The organism is Georgenia alba (assembly GCF_042665525.1).
GTDB lineage: Bacteria > Actinomycetota > Actinomycetes > Actinomycetales > Actinomycetaceae > Allobogoriella > Allobogoriella alba.
Genome location: NZ_JBHTCQ010000003.1, coordinates 99,809 through 123,702, shown reverse-complemented (window position 1 = coordinate 123,702; position 23,894 = coordinate 99,809). Strand labels below are relative to the sequence as shown.

Below are 23,894 nucleotides of genomic sequence, written 5' to 3'. Positions count from 1 at the left end.
TGCGAATACGCTGGTCCGGTGACCCCTGCCGAGCTCTCCACCCTGATCCGCTCCGTCCTGCTCGACGCCGTCGACGCCGGTGAGGTCGACCTGGCCGCCGACGAGGTGCCGCTGCCCAAGGTCGAGCGACCCAGGCAGCGCGAGCACGGGGACTGGGCCACCAACGTGGCGATGCAGCTCGCGAAGAAGGCCGGCACGAACCCTCGCGCCCTCGCCGAGACCCTCGCCGCCCGCCTCAACGACGCCGACGGCGTCACCGCCGAGGTGGCCGGTCCCGGGTTCCTCAACCTCCGCGTCGCGGCGTCCGCGGCCGGCGAGCTGGCCCGCACCATCGTCGAGGCCGGGGTCGAGTACGGCCGCAACACCTCCGAGGACGGGCACACCATCAACCTCGAGTTCATCTCGGGGAACCCGACCGGCCCGCTGCACATCGGGCACACCCGCTGGGCCGCGCTCGGCGACGCGCTCGCACGCCTGCTGCGGGCGTCGGGCGCCGACGTCACCACCGAGTACTACATCAACGACGCGGGCAGCCAGACGGAGCGGTTCGCGGCGTCGATCCTCGCGCGTGCCAAGGGTGAGCCCGTGCCCGAGGACGGCTACCCGGGTGAGTACGTCGCCGAGCGCGCCGCGGACGTCCTCGCCTCGCGGTCCGACCTGCTCGAGCTGCCCGAGGACGAGGCCCTGGCGTACGTGCGGCAGGCGGGCACGGACGCGCAGATGGACGCCATCCGACGCACCCTCGAGAGCTTCGGGGTCCACTTCGACGTGTGGTTCTCCGAGAAGTCACTGCACGACGACGGGGCGGTGGCCAAGGCGGTCGCGCGCCTCGAGGAGCAGGGCCACGTCTTCCACGACGACGGGGCCGTCTGGCTGCGCACGACCGACTTCGGCGACGACAAGGACCGTGTGCTCGTACGCGCCAACGGCGAGCCCACGTATCTGGCCGCCGACGCCGCCTACTACCTGTCCAAGAAGGATCGCGGCTTCACCGAGAAGATCTATCTCCTGGGTGCCGACCACCACGGCTACGTCGCCCGGCTCAAGGCGCTGGCCGCGTGTGCCGGGGACGACCCGGACGCCAACATCGAGGTGCTCATCGGCCAGCTCGTCAACATCGCCGGCGAGCGGATGGGCAAGCGGCGCGGCAATGCCATCTTCCTGGACGAGCTCATCGAATGGCTCGGAACCGACGCGATCCGCTACACGCTCGCGCGCTACCCGGCGGACTCGCCGCTGTCGCTGGAGGGGGAGAAGCTGCGCGAGCAGAACCTCGACAACCCCGTCTACTACGTGCAGTACGCGCACGCCCGGACCTGCAACGTCGCGCGCAACGCCGCCCAGCACGGCGTCACGCGCGGGGACTTCGACCCGGCGACCCTCGACCACGAGACCGAGAGCGTCCTGCTGGCCGCCCTCGGGCAGTTCCCGGGCGTGGTCGCGCACGCGGCGCGGGAGCGGGAGCCGCACCGCGTCGCCCGCTACCTCGAGTCCCTGGCCGCGGCGTACCACACCTGGTACCAGCAGTGCCGCGTCACCCCCCGCGGGGAGGACCCGATCGAGCCGGTGCACCGCGCCCGGCTCATGCTCAACGACGCCACCACGCAGGTGCTGGCCAACGGGCTGGGCCTGCTCGGTGTCACGGCCCCGGAGCGCATGTGAGCTCGACGCCCGCACCCGAGCCCGACGGCGCCACCACCGGCGTCTGGTCCACCGGCGTGGCACGCAGCGCCGGCGGAGCGCTCGCCGTCGCCGGAGCGGACCTGCGAGAGGTGGCGGCCGAGCACGGCACCCCCGCCTACGTCCTCGACGAGGCGGACCTGCGCCGGCGCGCCCGCGGCTTCACCGAGGCGTTCACCGACGCCTTCTCCGCGGACGCCGGCCTGGCCGGCGCGGACGTCTACTACGCCGGCAAGGCGTTCCTCTCGGTCGCAGTCGCCCGCTGGGTCCATGAGGAGGGGCTGCGGGTCGACGCCTCGACGGCGGGCGAGCTCGCCGTCGCCCTGCGTGCCGGCCTCCCGGGTGAGGCGATCGGCCTGCACGGCAACAACAAGTCCGACGCGGAGATCTCGACGGCGCTCGAGCACGGCGTCGGCCGGATCGTCGTCGACTCGCTCGCCGAGATCCCGCGCGTGGCGGGCATCGCCGCCCGGGCCGGCGTCCGCGCCCCCGTCATGGTGCGCGTGACCACGGGCGTGCACGCGGGGGGCCATCAGTTCATCGCCACCGCGCACGAGGACCAGAAGTTCGGCCTCTCGCTCGCCTCCGGCGCCGCCCGGAAGGCCGTCGAGGAGATCCTCGCCACGGACGCGCTCGACCTGATCGGACTGCACTCGCACATCGGCAGCCAGATCCTCGACCTGGACGGCTTCGCCGTGGCCGCTCGCGCCGTCCTGCGTCTGCGGGCCGAGGTCGCGCAGGCCACCGGGCACCTCATGCCGGAGGTCGACCTCGGTGGCGGCTACGGCATCCGCTACACCGACGCCGACGACGTGCCGCCCGCCCCGGACGAGATCGCCGGCCGGCTGGCCGCCGTCGTGCGGGAGACCTGCCAGGAGCTGGGCAGCCCGCCGCCGCGCGTCAGCATCGAGCCCGGCCGTTCCGTGGTCGGCCCGGCGGGCCTGACGCTGTACACGGTCGGCACGGTCAAGGACGTCGCACTCGACGGCGGTGGCGTGCGCACGTACGTGAGCGTCGACGGCGGGATGAGCGACAACATCCGTCCCGCGCTCTACGGCGCGGCCTACACCGCGGCGCTGGCCAACCGGTCCTCGGACGCCGGGACCGTCGACGCCCGGGTGGTCGGCAAGCACTGCGAGTCCGGTGACATCGTCGTGCACGACGTCGCCCTGCCCGCCGACGTCCGCGCCGGCGACCTGCTCGCCGTCCCCGCCACGGGTGCCTACGGGCGGTCGATGGCGAGCACGTACAACCTCGTGCCGCGTCCGCCCGTGCTGGCGGCGGCCGACGGGCGGACGCGCGTCCTCGTGCGGCGGGAGACCCTCGAGGACGTGCTGGGCCTCGACGTCGGGACCTGACGGCGGTCGGTCACCGGCACACCGTCCGGTGGAGGACGTGCCTCGGGCTGCCCGCGCCGTGGACGCCGGGCGCCCACGCCACCGCGAGGTGCCTATCCTTGGGGCGCCCGCCCCGTTCCTGCGGCCAGCCCGCGCCGTCGGGTCGGCGGGCCGGAGGCGACCGCGACGACCGAGAGGACACCGCGTGACCATCAGTGCCACGGACGGCGTCGTGCGGATCGCGCTGCTCGGGTGCGGCACGGTGGGCAGCCAGGTCGTGCGTCTGCTGCAGGAGCACGGCGAGGACTGGGCCGCCCGCTCCGGCGCCCGCCTCGAGCTGGTCGGCATCGCCGTCCGCGACGTCTCTGCGCCCCGCGCGCCGTGGGTGCCGCGCGACCTCCTCACCGACGACGCCGAGGGTCTGGTGGACCGGGCGGACGTCATCATCGAGCTCGTCGGCGGCATCGAGCCCGCACGCAGCCTCGTCCTGCGTGCGCTGCGCTCGGGACGCAGCGTCGTCACCGGCAACAAGGCGCTGCTCGCCCGGCACGGGCCCGAGCTGCACGCCGCCGTCGAGCAGGGAGACGCCGACCTCTACTACGAGGCCGCCGTCGCGGGCGCGATCCCGGTCGTGTACGGCCTGCGTGAGTCGCTCGCCGGAGACAACGTGCTCGCGGTCGTCGGCATCGTCAACGGCACCACGAACTACATCCTCGACGAGATGTCGACGCGGGGTCTGGACTTCGCGGACGCGCTCGCGCAGGCGCAGGAGCTCGGCTACGCCGAGGCCGACCCGAGCGCAGACGTCGACGGTCACGACGCCGCGGCCAAGGCCGCCATCCTCGCCTCGCTCGCCTTCCACACGCGCGTGGGGATCGGTGACGTCCCGGTCACCGGCATCCGGCACATCACGGCCGAGGACATCGCCGCCGCGCAGGCGGGCGGGCACGTCATGAAGCTGCTCGCCGTCGCCCGGCGCACCGACGCCGGCGTCGCGGTCCGCGTGCACCCGGCCCTGGTGCCCGAGACGCACCCGCTCGCCGCCGTGCGAGGAGCGTTCAACGGCGTCGTCGTGGAGGCAGAGGCGGCCGGCCGCCTCATGTTCTACGGGCAGGGCGCGGGCGGCACGCCCACCGCCTCGGCGGTGCTCAGCGACGTCGTCGCGGCGGCGGGGCACGCGATGCGCGGCGGCCACGCGCCCCGCGAGTCCGCCTACGCCCAGCTCCCGCTGCTGGGCCCGGACGCGACGCCGGCGCGCACCCAGGTCCAGCTCCGCCTCGCCGACCGTCCGGGCAGCCTGGCCGCGGTCGCCGGGATCTACGGCGAGGAGGGCGTCTCCATCGAGAGCGTCCACCAGCAGCGGTCCGACGACGGGCAGGCCCGCGTCACCATCACCAGCCACGCCGCCACCGAGGCGTCCCTGACGCGGACGGTCGAGCGGCTCGTGGCGGAGTCACGCGTCCAGGAGATCATCTCGGTGACGCAGGTCGAGGGGAGCGAGTGACCGTGGCACGACCCTGGCGCGGCATCATCGAGGAGTACCGCGAGCGGCTGCCGCTGGCAGCGGACGCACCGGTCGTCACGCTCGGTGAGGGCGGCACCCCGCTGGTCGAGGCCCCGGCGCTGTCGGCACGGGTCGGGGCGCGTGTCTGGCTCAAGGTCGAGGGGGCCAACCCGACCGGGTCGTTCAAGGACCGCGGCATGGCGACCGCGATCTCCCAGATCGCGGGCACCGACGCCGAGATGGTGGTCTGCGCCTCCACCGGCAACACCTCCGCCTCGGCGGCCGCCTACGCGGCCCGTGCCGGCTTGACCTGCGCCGTCGTGCTGCCGGCCGGGAAGATCGCCGCCGGCAAGCTGGCCCAGGCGATCGTGCACGGAGCGCGGCTGGTGGCCGTGGACGGCAACTTCGACGACTGCCTTCGCCTGGCGCGCCGGCTCGCCGACGACTACCCCGTGGCGCTGGTGAACTCGGTCAACCCGTACCGGCTGCAGGGGCAGAAGACGGCGGCGTTCGAGATCGTCGACGTGCTCGGCGACGCCCCCGACATCCACGTCCTGCCGGTCGGCAACGCCGGCAACATCTCCGCCTACTGGCTGGGGTACAACGAGTACGCCGGCCGGACGACGGCGGCGTCGATGGACGAGACGGCCACCCGGCTCGAGCCTGCGGCCACCCGGGTGCCGCGCATGTGGGGTGTCCAGGCCGAGGGGGCTGCGCCGTTCGTCAAGGGCACGACCGTCGAGCACCCGGAGACCGTCGCCACCGCCATCCGCATCGGCAACCCCGCGTCCTGGACGCTCGCGGAGGCCGCCCGCGAGGACTCCGGCGGACGGATCGACGCCGTCACCGATGCGCAGATCCTCGACGCCCAGGCCCTGCTCGCCGCCGAGGTCGGCGTGTTCGTCGAGCCTGCGTCCGCAGCGTCCGTGGCCGGGCTGCTGGCGCACGCCGAGGCCGGCGAGGTGCCGGACGACGCCCGGGTGGTGTGCACCGTCACCGGGAACGGCCTGAAGGACACCGCCACCGCGCTGGGCCGGGCCGAGACGACGACCGACACCGTCGCGCCGACCCTGGACGCCGTCACCGACATCCTCGGCCTGTAGCGCGATGCGGATCGCGCGGGAGCAGGTCCGGGTCCGGGTCCCGGCCACCTCGGCCAACCTGGGGCCCGGCTTCGACGCGCTCGGGCTCGCCCTCGGTGTCTGGGACGACGTCACCGTGCGGGCCGTCGCCGGGCCGACCCGCGTGGTCGTCGAGGGCGAGGGGCACGGCTCCCTGCCCGACGGCGAGGACCACCTCGTCGTGCGGGCGGTCCGCGCCGGGCTGGAGATGGCCGGAGCGCCTCAGGCCGGTCTCGAGCTGCACTGCCGCAACGCGGTCCCGCACGGCCGTGGCATGGGCTCGTCCGCGGCCGCCGTCGTGGCCGGCCTGGTCGCCGCGCGCGGCCTGATCTCCGACCAGTCGGCGCTGGACGACGACACGCTCCTCGGTCTCGCCACCGAGCTCGAGGGCCACCCGGACAACGCCGCCCCGGCACTCCTGGGGGGTGCGACGACCTCGTGGGTGGACGCCGAAGGACCGCACGCGGTCGCGATCCCGATCGCCGCCGGCCTGCGGCCGACCGTGCTGGTGCCGCAGGAGACGCTCACCACCTCCTCCGCGCGCCGCGTGCTGCCGCGGCAGGTCCCGTTCGATGACGCCGCGCACAACGTGGCCCGGGTCGCGCTGCTGGTGCTCGCTCTCGGCGGCCGCACGGACCTGCTGCTCGCGGCCACCGAGGACCGCCTCCACCAGGACTACCGGGCGGACGTCATGCGGCCCACGGCGGACGCGGTCCGGGCGCTGCGGGACGCCGGCTGGCCCGCTGTCGTCTCCGGCGCCGGGCCCAGCATCCTGGTGCTCGAGCCGCTCGATCGAGCCACCGGTGACGCGCTCGCGGCGCACGGCTGGCAGGTGCTCGACCCCGGCGTCGCGCCGGACGGCGCACACCTGATCGACACGTGAGGACCGAAGTTGCTCGCCGTCCGCCGACGTGCTGATACCATCGAGGCGCACCGAGTCCCCTGCGGACGTCGTCCCGGATCTCTACTCCCGCGGCGACAGCACCGGAAGACGGTGCATCCAGCCCCGCCAGTCACGTTGATGCGTAGCGTGCCCGGGGCCGTCCGTCCGCCCTGCCTCCCGGGCCGGGCGAACCCGAACCCGCGTCCTTCATCAGGACGTACCTCGAGGGAAGGAACCTCGTGACCGAAACCGTCGACGCCCCCTCCACCGGCAACTCCGAGAGCAACGGGGGCTCGTTGACCACCATGCGCCTCCCCGAGCTGCAGGCCATCGCCGGCCGGCTGGGCCTCAAGGGCACGACGCGGATGCGCAAGAGCGACCTGATCACGGCGATCCGGGACGCTCAGGCGTCCCGTCGAGACGCCGCGGAGCCCGCCCAGGACGGTGCTGCCGAGCGCCCCGGGGGCACCGCCGAGAGCCGGGACGGGCAGAGCGAGAGCGGTGACGGCGCGGCCGACACCGCGCCTCGGCGCCGCTCCCGCAGGGCCACCGCTCCCACGACCGCACCGGTCGAGCCGTCCACCCAGCCCGGCTCGGCCCCGGTCGAGCAGGCGGAGCCCGCCCGCGACCGGCAGGACCAGGACCGCAGGCCCGCCAGGTCCCGCCAGGGTCAGCCGGCCCAGCAGTCCCGGGACACCCAGCACGCCCCCCGGCCCGAGCAGGTCGACGGCGAGGAGACCGAGGACGCCAAGGAGGCGCTCAAGCGCGAGCTGGCCGAGCGTGCCCGCCGCGGCGAGCAGGACCGCTCCGCCGAGCAGTCCGAGCTGTCCCTCGACGCCCTCGGCGAGGCCGCGGCCCGCCGTCGTTCCGGCGACGGCGCGAACGGCGACCCGAACGGGGGCCGCAACCGGCGGGACGACGGCGACCCCGAGAGCCGCTCGGGCCGCTCCCGCCGTCGCAACCGGGACCGGAACCGCGACCGCAAGCGGCGCGGCCGCGGCGGTGGCAACGACTTCGCGATCGAGGAGCCCGCGGAGATCAGCGAGGACGACGTCCTGCTGCCCGTCGCCGGCATCCTCGACATCCTCGACAACTACGCGTTCGTGCGGACCTCCGGCTACCTCGCCGGCGCGAACGACGTCTACGTCACCATGGGGCAGGTCAAGAAGAACGGCCTGCGTCGCGGTGACGCCATCACCGGCGCCGTGCGCCAGCCCCGCGAGGGCGAGGAGCAGCGGCAGGGCGGCCGGCAGAAGTACAACGCGCTCGTGCGGCTCGACGCCGTGAACGGCATGAGCATCGAGCAGTCCCGCAAGCGACCGGACTTCACGAAGCTGACCCCCCTCTACCCGGAGGAGCAGCTGCGGCTGGAGACCACGCCCAAGGCGATCACGCCCCGGGTCATCGACCTCGTGGCGCCGATCGGCAAGGGGCAGCGCGGCCTCATCGTCGCGCCGCCCAAGGCGGGCAAGACGATCATCATGCAGCAGATCGCGAACGCGATCGCGGTGAACAACCCGAACGTCCACCTCATGGTGGTGCTCGTCGACGAGCGGCCCGAGGAGGTCACCGACTTCGAGCGCATGGTCAAGGGCGAGGTCATCTCCTCGACCTTCGACCGGCCGGCCACGGACCACACCACGGTCGCCGAGCTCGCCATCGAACGGGCCAAGCGGCTCGTCGAGCTGGGCCAGGACGTCGTCGTGCTGCTGGACGGCATCACCCGGCTCGGCCGGGCCTACAACCTGGCCGCACCTGCCTCGGGCCGCATCCTCTCCGGCGGTGTGGACGCCTCCGCGCTCTACCCGCCGAAGAAGTTCTTCGGTGCCGCCCGCAACATCGAGAACGGCGGCTCCCTGACGATCCTCGCCACCGCCCTGGTGGAGACCGGTTCGAAGATGGACGAGGTGATCTTCGAGGAGTTCAAGGGCACCGGGAACATGGAGCTGCGGCTGTCCCGCCAGCTGGCGGACAAGCGCATCTTCCCGGCGGTGGACGTCAACGCCTCGGGCACCCGCCGCGAGGAGCTGCTGCTCGGATCCGAGGAGATCAAGATCATCTGGAAGCTCCGCCGCGTGATGGGGGCGCTCGACCAGCAGCAGGCCTCCGACCTGCTGCTCGGCAAGCTCCGGGAGACCGCCTCGAACGCCGAGTTCCTCATGACGGTGCAGAAGAACACCCCGGCGCCGCAGGGCGAGCCGGAGCTCGCGATCCGCTGAGTCGGCGTCCATCCCCGGCGGGAACATCCCGCGGGGGTGTGACGTTGCTCCCGAAGCGTCAGGAACGGCGACGGCCCACTGTCGGCCGGGTGCCGGGTCTGGCAGACTGACCAGTCGGCTTCCGGTTCACGCACGCGCCCGCGTGCGACCCGGGGCAGGAACGACCTAGGAGAATCCATGAAGCAGGGCATCCACCCGGAGTACGTCGTCACGCAGGTGACGTGCACGTGCGGCAACACCTTCACCACTCGCAGCACCGCGACGTCCGGTGAGATCCACGCCGACGTCTGCAGCAACTGCCACCCCTTCTACACCGGCAAGCAGAAGATCCTCGACACCGGTGGCCGCGTGGCCCGCTTCCAGGCCCGCTACGGCAAGAAGAAGTAGCGACGCCCCAGCGCCGGCGGAGGCCGCGGACAGCCGCGGTCCCGCCGGCGTCGCCGTCTCTGCCTTCCCACCCACCCTTGCCGTCTCTGCCTGCCCCACCCACGAGAAGGTCCCAGGACACGCCGTGAGCACCCACCCCGAGCAGCCGGCCGTGGGCGAGGTCATCCCCGACCAGGCCCGCGCCGTCGAGCCGCTGCTCGCGGAGCACGCGCAGATCGAACGGGAGCTGGCCGACCCCGCGGTGCACGCCGACCCCGGGCGCGCCCGCTCGCTCGGGCGCCGTTACGCCGAGCTCGGTCGCATCGTGCGGGCGTACCGGGCCCACGAGTCCGCCGTCGCGGACCTCGGCGCCGGCCGTGAGCTCGCGGACGGCGACGTCGCGTTCGCGGAGGAGCTCCCCGCCCTCGAGGCGGCGGCGAGCCAGGCCGCCGAGGAGCTCCGGCGGGTGCTGCTGCCCACCGACCCCGACGACGGCAGGGACGTGATCCTCCAGGTCAAGGCGGGGGAGGGGGGCGAGGAGTCGGCTCTCTTCGCCGGCGACCTGCTCCGGATGTACCTGCGCTACGCGGAGCGCCTGGGGTGGACCACGCAGGTGCTCGACGCCACCGAGTCCGACCTCGGTGGGTACAAGGACGTCTCGGTCGCCATCAAGACCCGATCCGCGCCGAGCGAGCCGGCCGAGGGCGTGTGGGCGCGCCTGAAGTACGAAGGCGGTGTGCACCGGGTGCAGCGAGTGCCGGTCACCGAGTCCCAGGGCCGGATCCACACTTCGGCCGCCGGCGTGCTGGTGCTGCCGGAGGTGGATGACCCCGGCGAGGTGGAGATCGACCAGAACGACCTGCGGATCGACGTCTACCGCTCCTCCGGACCCGGCGGGCAGTCGGTCAACACGACGGACTCGGCCGTGCGGATCACCCACCTGCCCACCGGCATCGTGGTGTCGATGCAGAACGAGAAGTCCCAGCTGCAGAACCGCGAGCAGGCCATGCGCGTGCTGCGTGCCCGGCTGCTCGCCGCGCGGCAGGAGGAGGCGGAGGCCGCCGCCTCCGAGCAGCGCCGCTCCCAGGTCAGGACCGTGGACCGCTCGGAACGGATCCGCACGTACAACTTCCCCGAGAACCGGATCGCCGACCACCGCACCGGGTACAAGGCCTACAACCTCGACCAGGTCCTCGACGGCGACCTGGACCCGGTCATCGCCTCGGCGGTCTCGATGGACGAGGCGGCGCGACTTGGCAGCGCCTGACACCGCGTCCGGGCCGGCTCGGCAGCCCACCACGTGGCGCGCCGCGGTCGCCGGCGCCTCCCGGATCCTCGCCGAGGCGGACGCACCGTCACCCGACGTCGACGCGCGCCTGCTCGCCGAGCACGTGCTGGGCCGCCCCCTCCTGCTCGCGCCGGACCCGACCGCCGAGGACCTCGCACGGTTCGCCGAGCTCGTGGACCGTCGCCGGCGGCGCGAGCCCCTGCAGCACATCACCGGAACCATGGGCTTCCGCCGGCTCGTCCTGACCGCCGGGCCCGGCGCGTTCGTGGCGCGGCCGGAGACCGAGGTCGTCGCGGGGGTCGCGATCGACGCGGCCCGCGCGGTCCGGCGCCAGGGGCGGAACCCGGTCGTGGTCGACCTGTGCACGGGCTCCGGGGCGATCGCCGTCGCCCTCGCCACCGAGGTGCCGGGTACCGAGGTCCACGCCGTCGAGCTCTCCGCGGACGCCCTCGCGATCGCGACCACGAACGTCGCAGACCACGCACCGGACGTGCGGCTGGTCCAGGGTGACGCGGCGAGCGCCCTTCCCGAGCTGGACGGCAGCGTCGACGTCGTCGTCTCCAACCCGCCCTACGTGCCACCGGACGCCGAGCCGGTCGACCCCGAGGTTCGCGACCACGAGCCCGACATGGCCCTCTACGGAGGCGGCGCCGACGGGCTGGAGGTCCCGCGCGCCGTCGTCGCGTCCGCGGTGCGGCTGCTGCGGCCGGGTGGCCGATTCGTCATGGAGCACGCCGAGGTCCAGGCCGAGGCGGTCCGCCGGATGGTCACCGACGCGGGTCTGCGGTCGGCGGAGAGCGGTCGCGACCTCACCGGCCGGGAGCGGTTCGTCACGGCGACTCGCTGACCTGGTCGCGCCGTTCTCGGGCGGTGACGACCCACACGGCCGCGGCGACGCCGACCAGGTCCGCGAGGACGTCGAGCACGTCACCGCTCCGGTCTGCCAGCAGCAGGTGCTGGACCAGCTCGCTGACCACGGCGTGGGCGACGCCGTAGCCCACCACCACGACCCGGGGCAGGCCCGCCAGCAGCCCGGCGAGGGTCACCGCGCCGAAGACCATCAGGTGCACGGCCTTGTCGAGGCCGGGGACGGTCACGCCCGGGGCGTCCGGCGTCTGCGGCAGGTACAGGACGAGGAGCTGGATCGCGAGCGCGAGGACGAGTGCTGCGGACCAGGCGACGCGTCTCGTCATCGGACCAGCGTCTCAGGTCGGCCGCCCAGCCGTGCGAGACTCGCGCCCGTGGGGGAGCGGAAGGGCGGCGCGGCCCGTCCCGGCCGACGAGGCACCGTCCTCGGGCTCGGGCTCGTGGTGGTGGGGACGGTCCTCGGAGCCGCGACGATCTGGCGGATGTGGGGTTGGGGAGCCTGGCTGCTCGGGATCGCCGTGGCGGTCGCAGGGCTCGCCGTCATCGGCCTCGCGGGCCGCGGTCCTCGGCGCGTGGTCGTTCTCGCGGGAGCGCTCGCCCTGGCCGCCGCCGGCCTGCTCGTCCCGCGGATCGGCCATGTCGAGCCCGACGGCTTCACGGTCGGGGACGCCGAGCGGCTCCTGGACTCCGACGGCGAATCGTTCGTCTTCGCCCTGGGCTCCGGGCAGATCACGAGCCGTGCGGAGTCCGGCGAGATCACGTGGACCTCGGAGCCGGTCGTCGACGGCGGCGACGAAGTCGGGGGCATGATCAGCGACGACCAGGTGCTCGTCTGGGGGGACCGGGATGCCGAGGACCCGGTGCTCACCGCGCTGGCGGTCAGCACGGGCGAGGTCCTCTGGCGGCACGAGCTCTACGGCTCGGTCCGTGGGAGCGCCCCCGACACGGTCACCGACGGTGTCATCGTGCTCCCGGACGATCCTGAGACCATCGGGCTCGCTCGGGAGACCGGCACGGTGCTCTGGCGAAGTCCCGGGACGGTGGCCGGGCGGCCGGAGAGCTACAACCCCGGCCGGGATTGGCAGGTGGGCGACAGCGACCACATCCTGGTCGACCGGGCAGGTGAGGACGACGATCCCGAGTACGCCGTGCTGCGCGCCGCGGACGGGTCGACGGTGATCGAAGGTGTCGCGGGCCGCGAGCACGACTATGAGTTCCTCCTCGGCTCGACGATCGTGGAGGCGGACTTTGCCGAGGTCCGTGGTACGCAGGCGACGGGCGACAGGTGGACCGTGGAGAGCACCCATCCCGTCCCCCCGTCCTCCTTCAACCAGGTGGACGGCTACGTCAGGACGGTCGACGACGTGGGAGGAACGGTGCAGCTCGTCGACGAGCGCGGGCGTTCCATGTCCTCGGCTGTGGACGGGTTCGAGTTCGCTGACGACCCCTATGGGCGACAGTCCGCGGTGCTGCTGCCGCTCGAGCCCGCGTCGGCGGCGCAGCAGATGTCCGGCTTCGCCCGCGGGTTCCATGACGCCACGACGACGCAGGCGCTCGACCGCCTCCTCCTGTACGACACCGTGCACGGCGGGCTCGTCGAGATCGACGTCCCGCGTACCGTGATCGGCACGCGCGCCACCGGCCTGACCTGGAACTACGTGTACCGCGACGAGTACCGGGCTCCAGCCGACCGGACGATCGTCGTCTGGAGCGGGCACGACCTCGTCGGCGGCGAGTTCCACGCGGTGACCGTCCTGGACGGTGAGCGGGCGATGACGGTCGACGTGCCCTTTGCCGCCGACGGGCCGGGGGAGGCCCGAGACTTCCGCGCCACGGCGGAGGCCGTCCAGGTCGGGACGGACGTCTACCCGGTCCGCCTCGGCTGAGCCCGGCACGTCCGGTCCGGAGGGGGCCCGGCACGTGACAGACTCTTCGCGTGAGTGTGCACGACTGCCAGGATCCCGAGCAGCGCGCCGCCGGACTCGACGCCGCGGTCGAGGTCCTCGGGCGCGGCGAGCTCGCCGTCATCCCGACCGACACCGTCTACGGCATCGCCGCGGACGCCTTCGACGCCGACGCCGTGGCCGCGCTGCTCGCGGCCAAGGGCCGTGGGCGGCAGATGCCACCGCCGGTGCTCGTCGGCAACACGGCGGCGCTCGACGGCCTCGCGACCGAGGTCCCCGACGTCGTGCGGGACCTCGTCGCGGAGTTCTGGCCCGGACCGCTGACGGTCGTGCTGCTGGCCCAGCCGTCGCTGGCCTGGGACCTGGGGGACACCGACGGCACGGTGGCCCTGCGCATGCCGGACGAGGAGATCGCCCTGGAGCTGCTGCGCCGGACCGGTCCGCTCGCGGTCTCCAGCGCGAACCTCTCCGGCCGCCCGGCGGCGACGACGGCGCAGGAGGCCGTCGAGTCGTTCGGCGACGCGGTCTCCCTCTACCTCGACGGCGGACCGTCCCGCGGGGCGGTCGCGTCGACCATCCTGGACGCGACGGCCGAACGCCTGACCGTGCTGCGGCACGGTGCGCTCTCGGTGGAGCAGCTCGCCGCCGTCGCGCCGGAGCTGCGCGAGTCGGGTGCGGCCCCGGCGTGAGGGTCTACCTGCTCGTCCTGCTGACGGCCGCGGCGGTGACATTCCTGTCCACCCCGGTGGTGCGACGGCTGGCCCTGGCGACCGGCGCGATGACCGCCGTGCGGGACCGCGACGTGCACACCACGCCGATTCCGCGGCTCGGCGGCCTCGCGATGCTCGCCGGCCTGGCCGTCGCGCTGCTCGTGGGATCCCAGGTGCCGTTCCTCGGCGGGGCGTTCGACCAGTCCCGCGTCGTGTGGGCCATCCTCGCCGGCGCGGTGATCGTCTGCCTGCTCGGGGTGGCGGACGACATCTGGGAGCTGGACTGGATGACCAAGCTGGTCGGGCAGGTGCTCGCGGCCGGGTTCATGGCCTGGAACGGCGTCCAGCTCATCACCTTCCCGGTGTTCGGGCTGACGATCGGCTCCTCCCGGCTGTCGCTCTTCGCGACGATCCTCGTCGTCATCGTCGCGATCAACGCGGTGAACTTCGTGGACGGGCTGGACGGGCTTGCGGCGGGTCTCATCGCGATCGGCGGCGGCGCGTTCTTCCTGTACTCCTACCTGCTCACCCGCACCGCGTCACCCGGCGACTTCTCCAACGTCGCGACGGCGGTGATCGCGGCCCTCGTGGGTGCCTGCATCGGGTTCCTGCCGCACAACTTCCACCCCGCCCGCATCTTCATGGGTGACTCCGGTGCGTACCTGCTCGGACTGACCGTGGCAGCCGCCGCGATCGTGGTGACCGGCCAGATCGACCCCGCGAACGTGACCACCTCACAGGTGCTGCCGGCGTACGTGCCGATCCTGCTGCCCGTGGCGGTGCTGCTGCTGCCCCTGCTGGACATGACCTTGGCGGTGGTCAGGCGGCTCCGCGCCGGCAAGTCGCCCTTCCACCCGGACCGGATGCACCTGCACCACCGCCTCCTGGACCTCGGCCACAGCCAGCGCCGTGCCACCCTGATCCTGTACCTGTGGACGGCGGTGGTCTCCTTCAGCGCCGTCGCGCTCGTCACCTTCAGCCCTGGCCAGGTGGCCGTCGGCGCCGGGGTCGCCGCCGTCGTCGCGGCCGTGATCACCTGGACGCAGCTGCCCGGCCTGCGGTCGAGCACCGCCCCCAGCACGAGAGAGCACACCCGATGAGCCAGCCCGAGAGCAGCACGCACGTCGCCGTCCGCGCGATGTACTCCACCATGATCCGCCGGACCGCCGTCCTGGTGGCGGTCCTCGCCGTCGGCGGGGGAGTGGTCGGGTACCTCCTCGCCGGGATGCCCGGCGTGTGGGGCGCCCTCCTCGGGGCGACCATCGCCGCGCTGTTCATGGTGGCCACCGTGGTGACGATGCTGCTCACCGCGGACCGGCCGCTGACGGTCGTCAACGTGGCGGTCGTCGTCGGGCTGCTGGTGAAGCTGCTGCTCGTCTTCGGGGTGCTCGTGCTGCTGCGCGGACGCGACTTCTACGACCCCGGCGTGCTGTTCGGGGTCCTCGTGGTCGCCGTCATCGGTTCTCTGCTCATCGAGGCGGTCGGGGTGATGACCACCCGGATGCCGACCGTCGAGCCCACGCCGTCCGCCCCGGTCGTCCCGACGCCGGACGACGAGGCCGACCCGGACACCGGCGGCCGTCCGTCGTCCGAGGGCCCGTCGACGTCCCAGGGCTGACGCCGGACCGGCCGGGCCGCCGGAGCCGACGACCCTCGCCGCGGCCGCGTGCCGGATGTCACCGCGGCAGCCGCTCTCCGGCATGAGACCGCGGTTCGGAGCACACCCGCGCATACGTTAGGCTCTCTGTGTTCCCGGATCGACGCCCGTCGTCGGACGTGCCCGGAACCCGACTGTGACCGACTCGAGCCCACCCAGGGGGACGCCCTGTCTGCCGCATCGTCGTTGACGCTCTCCAGCACCGTGCTCGCAGCCTCCCACGGTGAGGAGAGCGGTGGATTCCACCCGCCGAGCCTGGCCGACTTCTTCCCGCCGGCGCTGTTCGGCGACGGGACGATCTTCGAGTTCAACCGCGTGACCCTCGTCCGGTTCATCGCGGTCGCCGGGCTGGTGCTCTTCTTCTGGCTGGCCGCGCGCCGGACCCAGCTCGTGCCCAGCCGCATCCAGTCGCTCGGGGAGATGGCGGTCGACTTCGTCCGGCGCGGCATCGCCGAGGAGACGCTCGGCAAGGAGCTCGGCCGGAAGTACACCCCGATGATCGCCGTCATCTTCTTCGGCGTCCTGGCGTTCAACATCACCGGTGTCCTGCCGTTCCTCAACCTCGCCGGCTCGTCGGTCATCGGGGTGCCGCTCGTCTTCGCCGTCGTCGCGTACGTCGCGTTCGTCCGTGCCGGCATCAAGGCGCACGGCACGGTGTCCTTCTTCAAGGAGCAGCTCTTCCCGCCGGGCGTGCCGTGGCCGGTCTACATCCTGCTGGCGCCGATCGAGCTGATCTCGACGTTCATCCTCCGGCCGGTCACGCTCACCGTCCGTCTCCTGGCGAACATGATCGCCGGGCACCTGCTGCTGGTGCTGTGCTTCGCGGCCACCCACTACCTCTTCCTCGACGCGGGCGGGGCGCTCGCCGCCGCGGGCGTGATCACGCTGGCGGGCGGGCTCGCCTTCACCCTGCTCGAGGTCTTCATCGCGTTCCTGCAGGCGTACGTCTTCGCCCTGCTGTCCGCCGTGTACATCCAGCTGTCCGTCGAGGCACACTGAGCCGCCAGGGACGGTGCCCACAACCCCAGACGCCCCCGCGGCCCTCGCTGCGGTGCAACCCCCGACGTGACCGGCAGGTCACGCCACACAGGAAGGAAGAACTCCGCATGGAGAACGCAGGACTGATCGGAAACATCGCGGCCGTGGGCTACGGTCTCGCCACCATCGGCCCCGGTATCGGTGTCGGCGTCCTCATCGGCAAGACCCAGGAGTCGATCGCCCGTCAGCCCGAGCTGGCCGGCCCGCTGCGCACCAACATGTTCATCGGTATCGCGCTGGTCGAGGCTCTCGGTCTGCTCGGTCTCGCGGCCGGCTTCGTCTTCCCGGCTGCCTGATGTCTCCCGTGCTGCTGGCCGAGGAGGCGACGCAGAACCCGCTGATCCCGGCGTGGTACGACATCATCTGGTCGGCCGTCTGCATCGTCATCATCGCCGTCTTCCTCGTGAAGTACGCCCTTCCGCGGCTGACGACGGTCCTTGACGAGCGCGCGGAGAAGATCCAGCACGGCCTCACCCAGGCCGAGCGTGCGGAGAAGGCCGCGGCCGACGCCGAGGCCAAGATCGCCGAGGAGCTCGGCGTCGCGCGGCGCGAGGCGGCCGAGATCCGGGAGCGCGCCCAGGAGGAGGCGAAGCAGATCGTCACCGAGGCGCGGAGCAAGGCCGTCACCGAGGCCGAGCGGGTGACCGAGAACGCGCACCGGCAGATCGAGGCGGACCGGCAGGCGGCGCAGATCTCGCTGCGCGCCGACGTCGGCATGCTCGCCACCGAGCTGGCGTCGCGGATCGTCGGGGAGTCCGTCAACGACCAGGTGCTCCAGTCCCGCGTCATCGACCGTTTCCTCGACGAGCTCGACTCCGACGAGAGCACGGCCGGTGCCTCCGAGGCGTCGGCCGCCGCGGGCCGGGAGGCGTGATGCGGGCGACCTCGACGGCGTCGCTCGCCCAGGCGCGCGAGCGGTGGGAGCCGGTCCTGCGGGACGCCGGCGACACGGCCGCGACCTACGGCGAGCAGCTCTTCGGCGTGGTCGACCTGCTCGAGGCCAACGTCGCGCTGCGCCGCGCGCTGACCGAGCCCTCCCGCGAGGGTGAGGACCGGGCCCGCCTCGCAGAGGCCGTGCTCGGCGGCAAGGTCGACGCCGCCGTCGCGGACCTCGTGGCCGGGCTCGTGCGGGAACGCTGGTCGCAGCCCGGCGACTTCACCGACGCCATCGAGTCGCTGGGGACGACCTCGGTCCTGGCGGCCGCGGAGCACGCGGGCCGCCTGGAGGAGGTCGAGGACGAGGCGTACCGGTTGGACCGCATCCTCGACGGCCAGCGGGAGCTGCGGCTCGCGCTGGCGGCGCGGGAGCGGTCCGGGGAGGAGCGGGGACGCCTCATGGCCGACGTGCTGGCCGGGAAGGTCGGTCCGGAGACCGAGGTGCTCGCGGTGCGGGCCGCCTCGACGCCCCGCGGCCGCTCGGTGCACGTCGCGCTCCGGGAGATCGCGGAGATGGCGGCCGCTCGTCGGCAGCGGCTCGTGGCCTCCGTGACCTCGGCAGTCCCGCTGTCCGACAAGCAGATCACCCGTCTCGCCGACATCCTGACGCGGCAGCACGGCCGCGAGGTCGAGGTGCACGTCGGGCTCGACCCGGAGGTCGTCGGCGGCCTGCGGATCCAGGTCGGGGAGCAGGTGGTGGACGCCACCCTCGCCTCCCGTCTCGCCGACGCACGCCGCCGCCTGGCCGGCTGACCATCACCGCCCGGCTGACAACACAGACATGACCGACCGCCACCACCGGCGGCAGACACGACGAAGGAAGAGCAATGGCTGAGCTGACGATCAAGCCCGAGGAGATCCGGGCTGCGCTGGACAGCTTCGTGAGTTCGTACGAGCCCTCGAAGGCGGCGAGCGAAGAGGTCGGCCACGTCACGTTCGCGGCCGACGGCATCGCGCGGGTCTCGGGCCTGCCGGGGGCCATGGCGAACGAGCTGCTCCGTTTCGAGGACGGCACGCTCGGCCTCGCGATGAACCTCGAGGAGCGCGAGGTCGGCGTCATCGTCCTCGGCGAGTTCGACGGCATCGAGGAGGGGCAGGAGGTCCGCCGGACCGGCGACGTGCTGTCCGTGCCCGTCGGCGAGGGCTACCTGGGCCGGGTCGTCGACCCGCTGGGCGAGCCGCTCGACGGTCTCGGCGAGATCACGGGGCTGGAGGGCCGTCGCAACCTGGAGGCCCAGGCGCCCGGCGTCATGGCGCGTAAGTCGGTGCACGAGCCGCTGCAGACCGGCCTGAAGGCGATCGACGGCATGATCCCGATCGGTCGCGGCCAGCGCCAGCTCATCATCGGCGACCGGCAGACCGGCAAGACCGCCGTCGCGATCGACACGATCCTCAACCAGAAGGCCAACTGGGACTCGGGCGACCCGGAGAAGCAGGTCCGCTGCATCTACGTGGCCGTCGGCCAGAAGGGCTCGACCATCGCGGCGGTCCGCGGCGCGCTCGAGCAGGCCGGTGCGCTGGAGTACACGACCATCGTCGCCGCGCCGGCGTCCGACCCGGCCGGCTTCAAGTACCTCGCCCCGTACACCGGCTCGGCCATCGGCCAGCACTGGATGTACGCCGGCAAGCACGTCCTGATCGTCTTCGACGACCTCTCCAAGCAGGCCGAGGCGTACCGCGCGGTCTCCCTCCTGCTGCGCCGCCCGCCGGGCCGCGAGGCGTACCCCGGTGACGTCTTCTACCTGCACTCCCGCCTGCTGGAGCGCTGCGCGAAGCTCTCGGACGAGATGGGTGCCGGCTCGATGACGGGTCTGCCGATCATCGAGACCAAGGCGAACGACGTCTCCGCCTACATCCCGACGAACGTCATCTCCATCACGGACGGCCAGATCTTCCTGCAGTCCGACCTGTTCAACGCCAACCAGCGCCCCGCGATCGACGTCGGCATCTCGGTCTCGCGCGTCGGTGGTGACGCGCAGGTCAAGGCCATGAAGAAGGTCTCCGGCACGCTGAAGAGCACGCTGGCGCAGTACCGCGCGATGGCGGCCTTCGCGATGATCGCCTCCGACCTGGACCCGGTGACGAAGCAGCAGCTCACCCGTGGTGAGCGCATGATGGAGCTGCTCAAGCAGCCGCAGTACACGCCGTACCCCGTGGAGGAGCAGGTGGCCTCGATCTGGGCCGGCTCCAACGGGTACCTCGACGACGTCGAGGTCGCGGACGTGGCCCGCTTCGAGCGGGAGATGCTCGACCACCTCAAGCGGCACACCTCGGTGCTCTCCGACATCGCTTCCACCGGGAAGTTCGAGGAGGAGACCGAGTCCGCGCTGCGCGCCGGCGTCGAGGAGTTCCGCAAGGGCTTCCTGGGCGCGTCGGGTGACGCGCTCGGCGCCGAGCCGGAGAGCTACCCGGACGAGGTCGAGGCTGAGCAGGAGCAGGAGCAGATCGTCCGCGCGAAGCGAGGCTGACCGATGGCCGGTGAGCAGAGGGTCTACAAGCAGAAGATCCGGGCGACCCAGACCCTGAAGAAGATGTTCCGGGCCATGGAGCTGATCGCGGCCTCGCGCATCGGCAAGGCTCGTGCCGCGGCGCAGGCGTCCGACCCGTACACCCGGGCGCTCGTCCGGGCGGTCTCCGCGGTATCGTCGCACGCCAACCTCGACCACCCGCTGATCGAGGGACGCACCGACACCAAGAAGGTCGCCATCCTCGTGGTCACCTCGGACCGCGGCCAGGCCGGCGCCTACTCGGCCAACGTGCTCCGGGCCACCGAGCGGCTCATCGAGCGGCTCGGCGAGGAGGGCAAGGAGCCGGTCGTCTACGTCAGCGGACGCCGCGGCGAGAGCTACTTCCGGTTCCGTGGCCGGCCGATGGCCGAGACCTGGGTCGGCGGGTCGGACTCCCCGACCGTGGAGCGGGCGCACGAGATCGCGGACGCGCTGCTCGGCGCCTACCTCGCCCCCGTGGCGGAGGGCGGCGTCAGCGAGGTGCACGTCGTGTACACGCGCTTCGCCTCCATGGTGAGCCAGGTGCCCGAGTCCCGGCGCATGCTGCCGCTGGAGATCGTCGAGGGCGTCGCCGAGCCGGGCAGCGAGCCGACGCCGATGTACGAGTTCGAGCCCAGTGCCGAGGAGGTGCTCGACGCGCTGCTGCCGATGTACGTGCGGCGCCGCATCCACTCGATGCTGCTCATGGCGGCCGCGTCCGAGCTCGCCGCCCGGCAGCAGGCCATGCGGACCGCCACGGACAACGCCGAGGACCTCATCCGCGAGTACACCCGACTGGCGAACAGCGCCCGTCAGGCCGACATCACCACCGAGATCTCCGAGATCGTCTCCGGTGCCGACGCGCTCGCAGCGTCGAGCTGAGGAAGGACAAAGGACCAATGACCGCCACTGCCACCGACTCGACGCAGCAGACGGGAGGGCCCGGCGTGGGCCGTATCGCCCGCGTCACCGGCCCCGTCGTCGACATCGAGTTCCCGTCGGACGCCATCCCGGACATGTACAGCGCCCTCACGACCGAGGTCTCCCTCGGTGAGGACACGTTCACGATGACGCTCGAGGTCGCCCAGCACCTCGGTGACAACCTCGTGCGCGCCATCGCACTGAAGCCGTCCGACGGCCTCGTGCGCGGCGCCGAGGTCGTCGACACCGGCGCCCCGATCTCCGTGCCGGTCGGTGACGTCACGAAGGGCCACGTCTTCAACGTCATCGGCGAGGTGCTCAACCTCGAGGAGGGCGAGCAGCTCGAGATCAACGAGCGCTGGCCGATCCACCGTGAGCCGCCCCAGTTCGACCAGCTGGAGTCCAAGACCCAGATGTTCGAGACGGGCATCAAGGTCATCGACCTGCTGACCCCCTACGTGCAGGGCGGGAAGATCGGCCTGTTCGGCGGCGCCGGCGTCGGCAAGACCGTGCTCATCCAGGAGATGATCCAGCGCGTGGCGCAGGACCACGGCGGTGTGTCCGTGTTCGCCGGTGTCGGTGAGCGCACGCGTGAGGGCAACGACCTGATCCACGAGATGGACGAGGCCGGCGTCTTCGACAAGACCGCGCTGGTCTTCGGTCAGATGGACGAGCCGCCGGGGACGCGTCTGCGGGTCGCGCTGTCCGCGCTGACGATGGCGGAGTACTTCCGCGACGTGCAGAAGCAGGACGTGCTGCTGTTCATCGACAACATCTTCCGGTTCACGCAGGCCGGCTCGGAGGTCTCGACGCTGCTGGGCCGCATGCCCTCCGCGGTGGGCTACCAGCCGAACCTCGCGGACGAGATGGGGCAGCTGCAGGAGCGCATCACCTCCGTGCGTGGCCACTCCATCACCTCGCTGCAGGCGATCTACGTCCCCGCCGACGACTACACGGACCCGGCCCCCGCGACGACGTTCGCGCACCTGGACGCCACCACGGAGCTCTCCCGTGAGATCGCGGCCCGCTCCCTGTACCCGGCGGTGGACCCGCTGGCGTCGACGTCGCGCATCCTCGACCCGCAGTACGTGGGCCAGGAGCACTACGACGTCGCGACCCGGGTGAAGACGATCCTGCAGAAGAACAAGGAACTGCAGGACATCATCGCGATCCTGGGTGTCGACGAGCTCTCCGAGGAGGACAAGATCACGGTCGCCCGTGCGCGCCGGATCGAGCAGTTCCTCTCGCAGAACACCTACATGGCCGAGAAGTTCACCGGTGTCTCGGGCTCGACCGTCCCGCTCGCGGAGACGATCGAGGCCTTCAAGAAGATCTCCGACGGCGAGTACGACCACGTGCCGGAGCAGGCCTTCTACAACATCGGCGGGCTCGAGGATCTCGAGAAGGCGTGGTCGAAGCTCCAGTCCGAGATGCGCTGAGCCCGTTCCCAACCAGGTCGAGGAGGTCGCCAGCGTGGCGATGAATGTGGACGTCGTCTCGACGACGGCCGCGCTGTGGAGCGGCGAGGCATCGTCCGTGGTGGTCCCCGCCGCGGACGGGTCGATGGGCATCCTGACCGGTCACGAGCCGGTCCTCGCCCTGCTCAAGCCCGGAACGGTGCGGATCACGCCGACGTCGGGCGGCGGGCCCGTGGAGCTCGAGGTCGACGAGGGCTTCGTCTCGGTCGACGACGACGCCGTCACGGTCGTGGTCGAGCGCGGCGCCCGGGCAACGGAACAGTAGCGGCGATCGCGAGGTAGGCCTCTTTGACGACGACGGGGATCGTATGGCTGGTCGTGGCCGCGGTCGCCGTCGTCGTCGTGACGGTCGTGGTCCTCTTCCAGGTGCGGGTGCACCGGCTGGACCGTCGGGTGGGCTCCTTCGAGTGCGCCGTGAAGTGCGGCGGGAAGGACTGGTCCGGGGGAGTAGCGGTCTACGGCGTCGGCAGGGTCCAGTGGTACCGGCTCGTGTCGTTGTCGCTCCTGCCGGCACGGACGTTCGTGCGGGAGCGTCTCGAGCTCTCCGAGCGCCGGGGCGGGTTGGACGAGGAGTTCGTCGAGGTGCGCTGCCGGTACGAGGGTGAAGAGGTCGACCTGGCCATGCGGCGTGAGTCGCTGGCAGGCCTGGTGAGCTGGCTGGAGGCGGCACCGCCTCGGGGTGAGCCGCTGGTCTAGCGGATGCGGGTCGCCGGTCCGGCGGATGCCGGTCGAAGGTCCGAACGACGTGGGGCGAGGGCTAACGTGCGAACGGAGCAGGTCAGGAGGAGGTCGTCGTGCGGGTCGTGATCGCCAGCTGCTCGGTGGACTACTCGGGGCGGCTCGACGCGCACCTCCCGTTGGCGACGCGGCTGCTCATGGTCAAGGCGGACGGGTCCGTGCTGGTCCACTCGGACGGCGGCTCGTACAAGCCGCTGAACTGGATGAGCCCGCCCTGCCGGCTCGAGGTCGGCGAGCCGAGCGAGGACGAGGCCGGTGCCGGGGTCGTCGAGGTCTGGACGGTGCAGCACGCCAAGACGGACGACAAGCTGGTGGTGCGGGTCCACGAGATCGTGGCGGACCACAGCGTCGAGCTCGGCGTGGACCCCGGGCTGGTGAAGGACGGCGTCGAGGCCCACCTGCAGAAGCTGCTGGCCGAGCAGATCGAGATCCTCGGCCCGGGGCACCAGCTCGTGCGGCGGGAGTACCCGACCGCGATCGGTCCGGTGGACATCCTCGCCCGCGACGCCGACGGCGCGACGGTCGCCGTCGAGATCAAGCGCCGTGGTGAGATCGACGGCGTCGAGCAGCTGACGCGCTACCTGGAGCTGCTCAACCGGGACCCGCTGCTGGCGCCCGTCCGCGGCATCTTCGCCGCACAGGAGATCAGGCCGCAGGCCCGGGTGCTGGCCGTCGACCGGGGGATCGACTGCGTGGTGCTCGACTACGACGCGATGCGCGGGCTCGACGACGTGGAGTCGCGGCTGTTCTGACGTGCGCGG

The 23,894-nt window shown here is 72.3% G+C and carries 24 protein-coding genes; 23 read left to right on the top strand and 1 reads right to left on the bottom strand.

All coding sequences use genetic code 11. The annotated features are described in order from the left end of the window. Positions 1-18: 18 nt before the first annotated feature. The 9 genes from ACFQQL_RS14485 to prmC all read left to right on the top strand — a co-directional run bounded on the left by ACFQQL_RS14485 (position 19) and on the right by prmC (position 11,245). A complete protein-coding gene (locus ACFQQL_RS14485; protein WP_382395624.1) occupies positions 19-1,662 on the top strand; it encodes an arginine--tRNA ligase in 1,644 nt (547 codons plus the stop codon). Then, positions 1,659-3,038: a diaminopimelate decarboxylase gene (gene lysA / locus ACFQQL_RS14480; RefSeq protein WP_382395622.1), complete on the top strand. Its 1,380-nt coding sequence runs from the start codon at positions 1,659-1,661 to the stop codon at positions 3,036-3,038. Before ACFQQL_RS14485 ends, lysA begins: the two co-directional genes overlap by 4 nt. Positions 3,039-3,228: 190 nt before the next feature. Further along, positions 3,229-4,521, top strand: coding sequence for a homoserine dehydrogenase (locus ACFQQL_RS14475; RefSeq protein ID WP_382396143.1), 1,293 nt, complete (start codon positions 3,229-3,231; stop codon positions 4,519-4,521). 2 nt (positions 4,522-4,523) lie between these two features. Next, positions 4,524-5,624 (top strand): threonine synthase, encoded by a 1,101-nt coding sequence (thrC, locus tag ACFQQL_RS14470; protein WP_382395620.1) that lies wholly within the window; start codon positions 4,524-4,526, stop codon positions 5,622-5,624. A gap of 4 nt (positions 5,625-5,628) precedes the next feature. Beyond that, entirely contained in the window at positions 5,629-6,525 is an 897-nt protein-coding gene (gene thrB / locus ACFQQL_RS14465; RefSeq protein ID WP_382395618.1) for a homoserine kinase, read from the top strand. Between the two features lie 239 nt (positions 6,526-6,764). After that, positions 6,765-8,744, top strand: a complete 1,980-nt coding sequence (rho, locus tag ACFQQL_RS14460; RefSeq protein ID WP_382395616.1) for a transcription termination factor Rho — start codon at positions 6,765-6,767, stop codon at positions 8,742-8,744. Between the two features lie 177 nt (positions 8,745-8,921). Then, a complete protein-coding gene (rpmE, locus tag ACFQQL_RS14455) occupies positions 8,922-9,131 on the top strand; it encodes a 50S ribosomal protein L31 (protein ID WP_382395613.1) in 210 nt (69 codons plus the stop codon). A 124-nt stretch (positions 9,132-9,255) separates the two neighbouring features. Then, entirely contained in the window at positions 9,256-10,377 is a 1,122-nt protein-coding gene (prfA, locus tag ACFQQL_RS14450) for a peptide chain release factor 1 (RefSeq protein WP_382395611.1), read from the top strand. Then, a complete protein-coding gene (gene prmC / locus ACFQQL_RS14445) occupies positions 10,364-11,245 on the top strand; it encodes a peptide chain release factor N(5)-glutamine methyltransferase (RefSeq protein ID WP_382395609.1) in 882 nt (293 codons plus the stop codon). The genes prfA and prmC overlap by 14 nt, the downstream gene beginning before the upstream one ends. Here prmC and ACFQQL_RS14440 read toward each other — a convergent pair. Next, on the bottom strand, positions 11,229-11,591 hold the full coding sequence (locus ACFQQL_RS14440; protein WP_382395607.1) for a VanZ family protein: 363 nt from the start codon (positions 11,589-11,591) through the stop codon (positions 11,229-11,231). The genes prmC and ACFQQL_RS14440 overlap by 17 nt on opposite strands. Before the next feature lie 48 nt (positions 11,592-11,639). On the opposite strand from ACFQQL_RS14440, the gene ACFQQL_RS14435 reads away from it, so the two are divergent. The 14 genes from ACFQQL_RS14435 (at position 11,640) to nucS (ending at position 23,885) form a co-directional block, all read left to right on the top strand. Further along, entirely contained in the window at positions 11,640-13,151 is a 1,512-nt protein-coding gene (locus ACFQQL_RS14435; protein ID WP_382395605.1) for an outer membrane protein assembly factor BamB family protein, read from the top strand. A 50-nt stretch (positions 13,152-13,201) separates the two neighbouring features. After that, positions 13,202-13,858, top strand: a complete 657-nt coding sequence (locus tag ACFQQL_RS14430; RefSeq protein ID WP_382395603.1) for an L-threonylcarbamoyladenylate synthase — start codon at positions 13,202-13,204, stop codon at positions 13,856-13,858. Next, complete coding sequence (locus ACFQQL_RS14425; RefSeq protein WP_382395601.1) at positions 13,855-14,979, top strand: MraY family glycosyltransferase; 1,125 nt, start codon at positions 13,855-13,857, stop codon at positions 14,977-14,979. The genes ACFQQL_RS14430 and ACFQQL_RS14425 overlap by 4 nt, the downstream gene beginning before the upstream one ends. Next, entirely contained in the window at positions 14,976-15,497 is a 522-nt protein-coding gene (locus tag ACFQQL_RS14420) for a hypothetical protein (protein ID WP_382395599.1), read from the top strand. Before ACFQQL_RS14425 ends, ACFQQL_RS14420 begins: the two co-directional genes overlap by 4 nt. Before the next feature lie 243 nt (positions 15,498-15,740). Continuing rightward, complete coding sequence (atpB, locus tag ACFQQL_RS14415; protein ID WP_382395597.1) at positions 15,741-16,535, top strand: F0F1 ATP synthase subunit A; 795 nt, start codon at positions 15,741-15,743, stop codon at positions 16,533-16,535. 107 nt (positions 16,536-16,642) lie between these two features. Continuing rightward, positions 16,643-16,870 (top strand): ATP synthase F0 subunit C, encoded by a 228-nt coding sequence (gene atpE / locus ACFQQL_RS14410; RefSeq protein WP_382395595.1) that lies wholly within the window; start codon positions 16,643-16,645, stop codon positions 16,868-16,870. Further along, positions 16,870-17,448 carry a F0F1 ATP synthase subunit B gene (locus tag ACFQQL_RS14405; RefSeq protein ID WP_382395593.1) on the top strand — a complete coding sequence of 193 codons (579 nt, stop codon included), beginning with the start codon at positions 16,870-16,872 and terminating at the stop codon, positions 17,446-17,448. Before atpE ends, ACFQQL_RS14405 begins: the two co-directional genes overlap by 1 nt. Further along, positions 17,448-18,263, top strand: coding sequence for a F0F1 ATP synthase subunit delta (locus tag ACFQQL_RS14400; protein ID WP_382395591.1), 816 nt, complete (start codon positions 17,448-17,450; stop codon positions 18,261-18,263). Before ACFQQL_RS14405 ends, ACFQQL_RS14400 begins: the two co-directional genes overlap by 1 nt. A gap of 74 nt (positions 18,264-18,337) precedes the next feature. Then, a complete protein-coding gene (gene atpA / locus ACFQQL_RS14395) occupies positions 18,338-19,978 on the top strand; it encodes a F0F1 ATP synthase subunit alpha (RefSeq protein WP_382395589.1) in 1,641 nt (546 codons plus the stop codon). Positions 19,979-19,981: 3 nt separating this feature from the next. After that, positions 19,982-20,878: a F0F1 ATP synthase subunit gamma gene (locus ACFQQL_RS14390; RefSeq protein WP_382395587.1), complete on the top strand. Its 897-nt coding sequence runs from the start codon at positions 19,982-19,984 to the stop codon at positions 20,876-20,878. A 17-nt stretch (positions 20,879-20,895) separates the two neighbouring features. Further along, positions 20,896-22,356: a F0F1 ATP synthase subunit beta gene (atpD, locus tag ACFQQL_RS14385; protein WP_382395585.1), complete on the top strand. Its 1,461-nt coding sequence runs from the start codon at positions 20,896-20,898 to the stop codon at positions 22,354-22,356. A gap of 40 nt (positions 22,357-22,396) precedes the next feature. After that, complete coding sequence (locus ACFQQL_RS14380) at positions 22,397-22,660, top strand: F0F1 ATP synthase subunit epsilon (RefSeq protein ID WP_382396142.1); 264 nt, start codon at positions 22,397-22,399, stop codon at positions 22,658-22,660. Positions 22,661-22,683: 23 nt separating this feature from the next. Further along, a complete protein-coding gene (locus ACFQQL_RS14375; protein ID WP_382395583.1) occupies positions 22,684-23,091 on the top strand; it encodes a DUF2550 family protein in 408 nt (135 codons plus the stop codon). Between the two features lie 98 nt (positions 23,092-23,189). Next, positions 23,190-23,885 (top strand): endonuclease NucS, encoded by a 696-nt coding sequence (nucS, locus tag ACFQQL_RS14370; RefSeq protein ID WP_382395581.1) that lies wholly within the window; start codon positions 23,190-23,192, stop codon positions 23,883-23,885. Positions 23,886-23,894 lie beyond the last annotated feature (9 nt).

Bases quoted from the DNA above. Each gene is read 5' to 3' on its own strand.
- thrB (WP_382395618.1), top strand. From the start codon at position 5,629: ATGCGGATCGCGCGGGAGCAGGTCCGGGTCCGGGTCCCGGCCACCTCG.
- rpmE (WP_382395613.1), top strand. From the start codon at position 8,922: ATGAAGCAGGGCATCCACCCGGAGTACGTCGTCACGCAGGTGACGTGC.
- ACFQQL_RS14440 (WP_382395607.1), bottom strand. From the start codon at position 11,591: ATGACGAGACGCGTCGCCTGGTCCGCAGCACTCGTCCTCGCGCTCGCG.
- ACFQQL_RS14420 (WP_382395599.1), top strand. From the start codon at position 14,976: ATGAGCCAGCCCGAGAGCAGCACGCACGTCGCCGTCCGCGCGATGTAC.
- atpE (WP_382395595.1), top strand. From the start codon at position 16,643: ATGGAGAACGCAGGACTGATCGGAAACATCGCGGCCGTGGGCTACGGT.
- ACFQQL_RS14405 (WP_382395593.1), top strand. From the start codon at position 16,870: ATGTCTCCCGTGCTGCTGGCCGAGGAGGCGACGCAGAACCCGCTGATC.
- ACFQQL_RS14400 (WP_382395591.1), top strand. From the start codon at position 17,448: ATGCGGGCGACCTCGACGGCGTCGCTCGCCCAGGCGCGCGAGCGGTGG.
- atpA (WP_382395589.1), top strand. From the start codon at position 18,338: ATGGCTGAGCTGACGATCAAGCCCGAGGAGATCCGGGCTGCGCTGGAC.
- ACFQQL_RS14390 (WP_382395587.1), top strand. From the start codon at position 19,982: ATGGCCGGTGAGCAGAGGGTCTACAAGCAGAAGATCCGGGCGACCCAG.
- atpD (WP_382395585.1), top strand. From the start codon at position 20,896: ATGACCGCCACTGCCACCGACTCGACGCAGCAGACGGGAGGGCCCGGC.
- ACFQQL_RS14380 (WP_382396142.1), top strand. From the start codon at position 22,397: ATGAATGTGGACGTCGTCTCGACGACGGCCGCGCTGTGGAGCGGCGAG.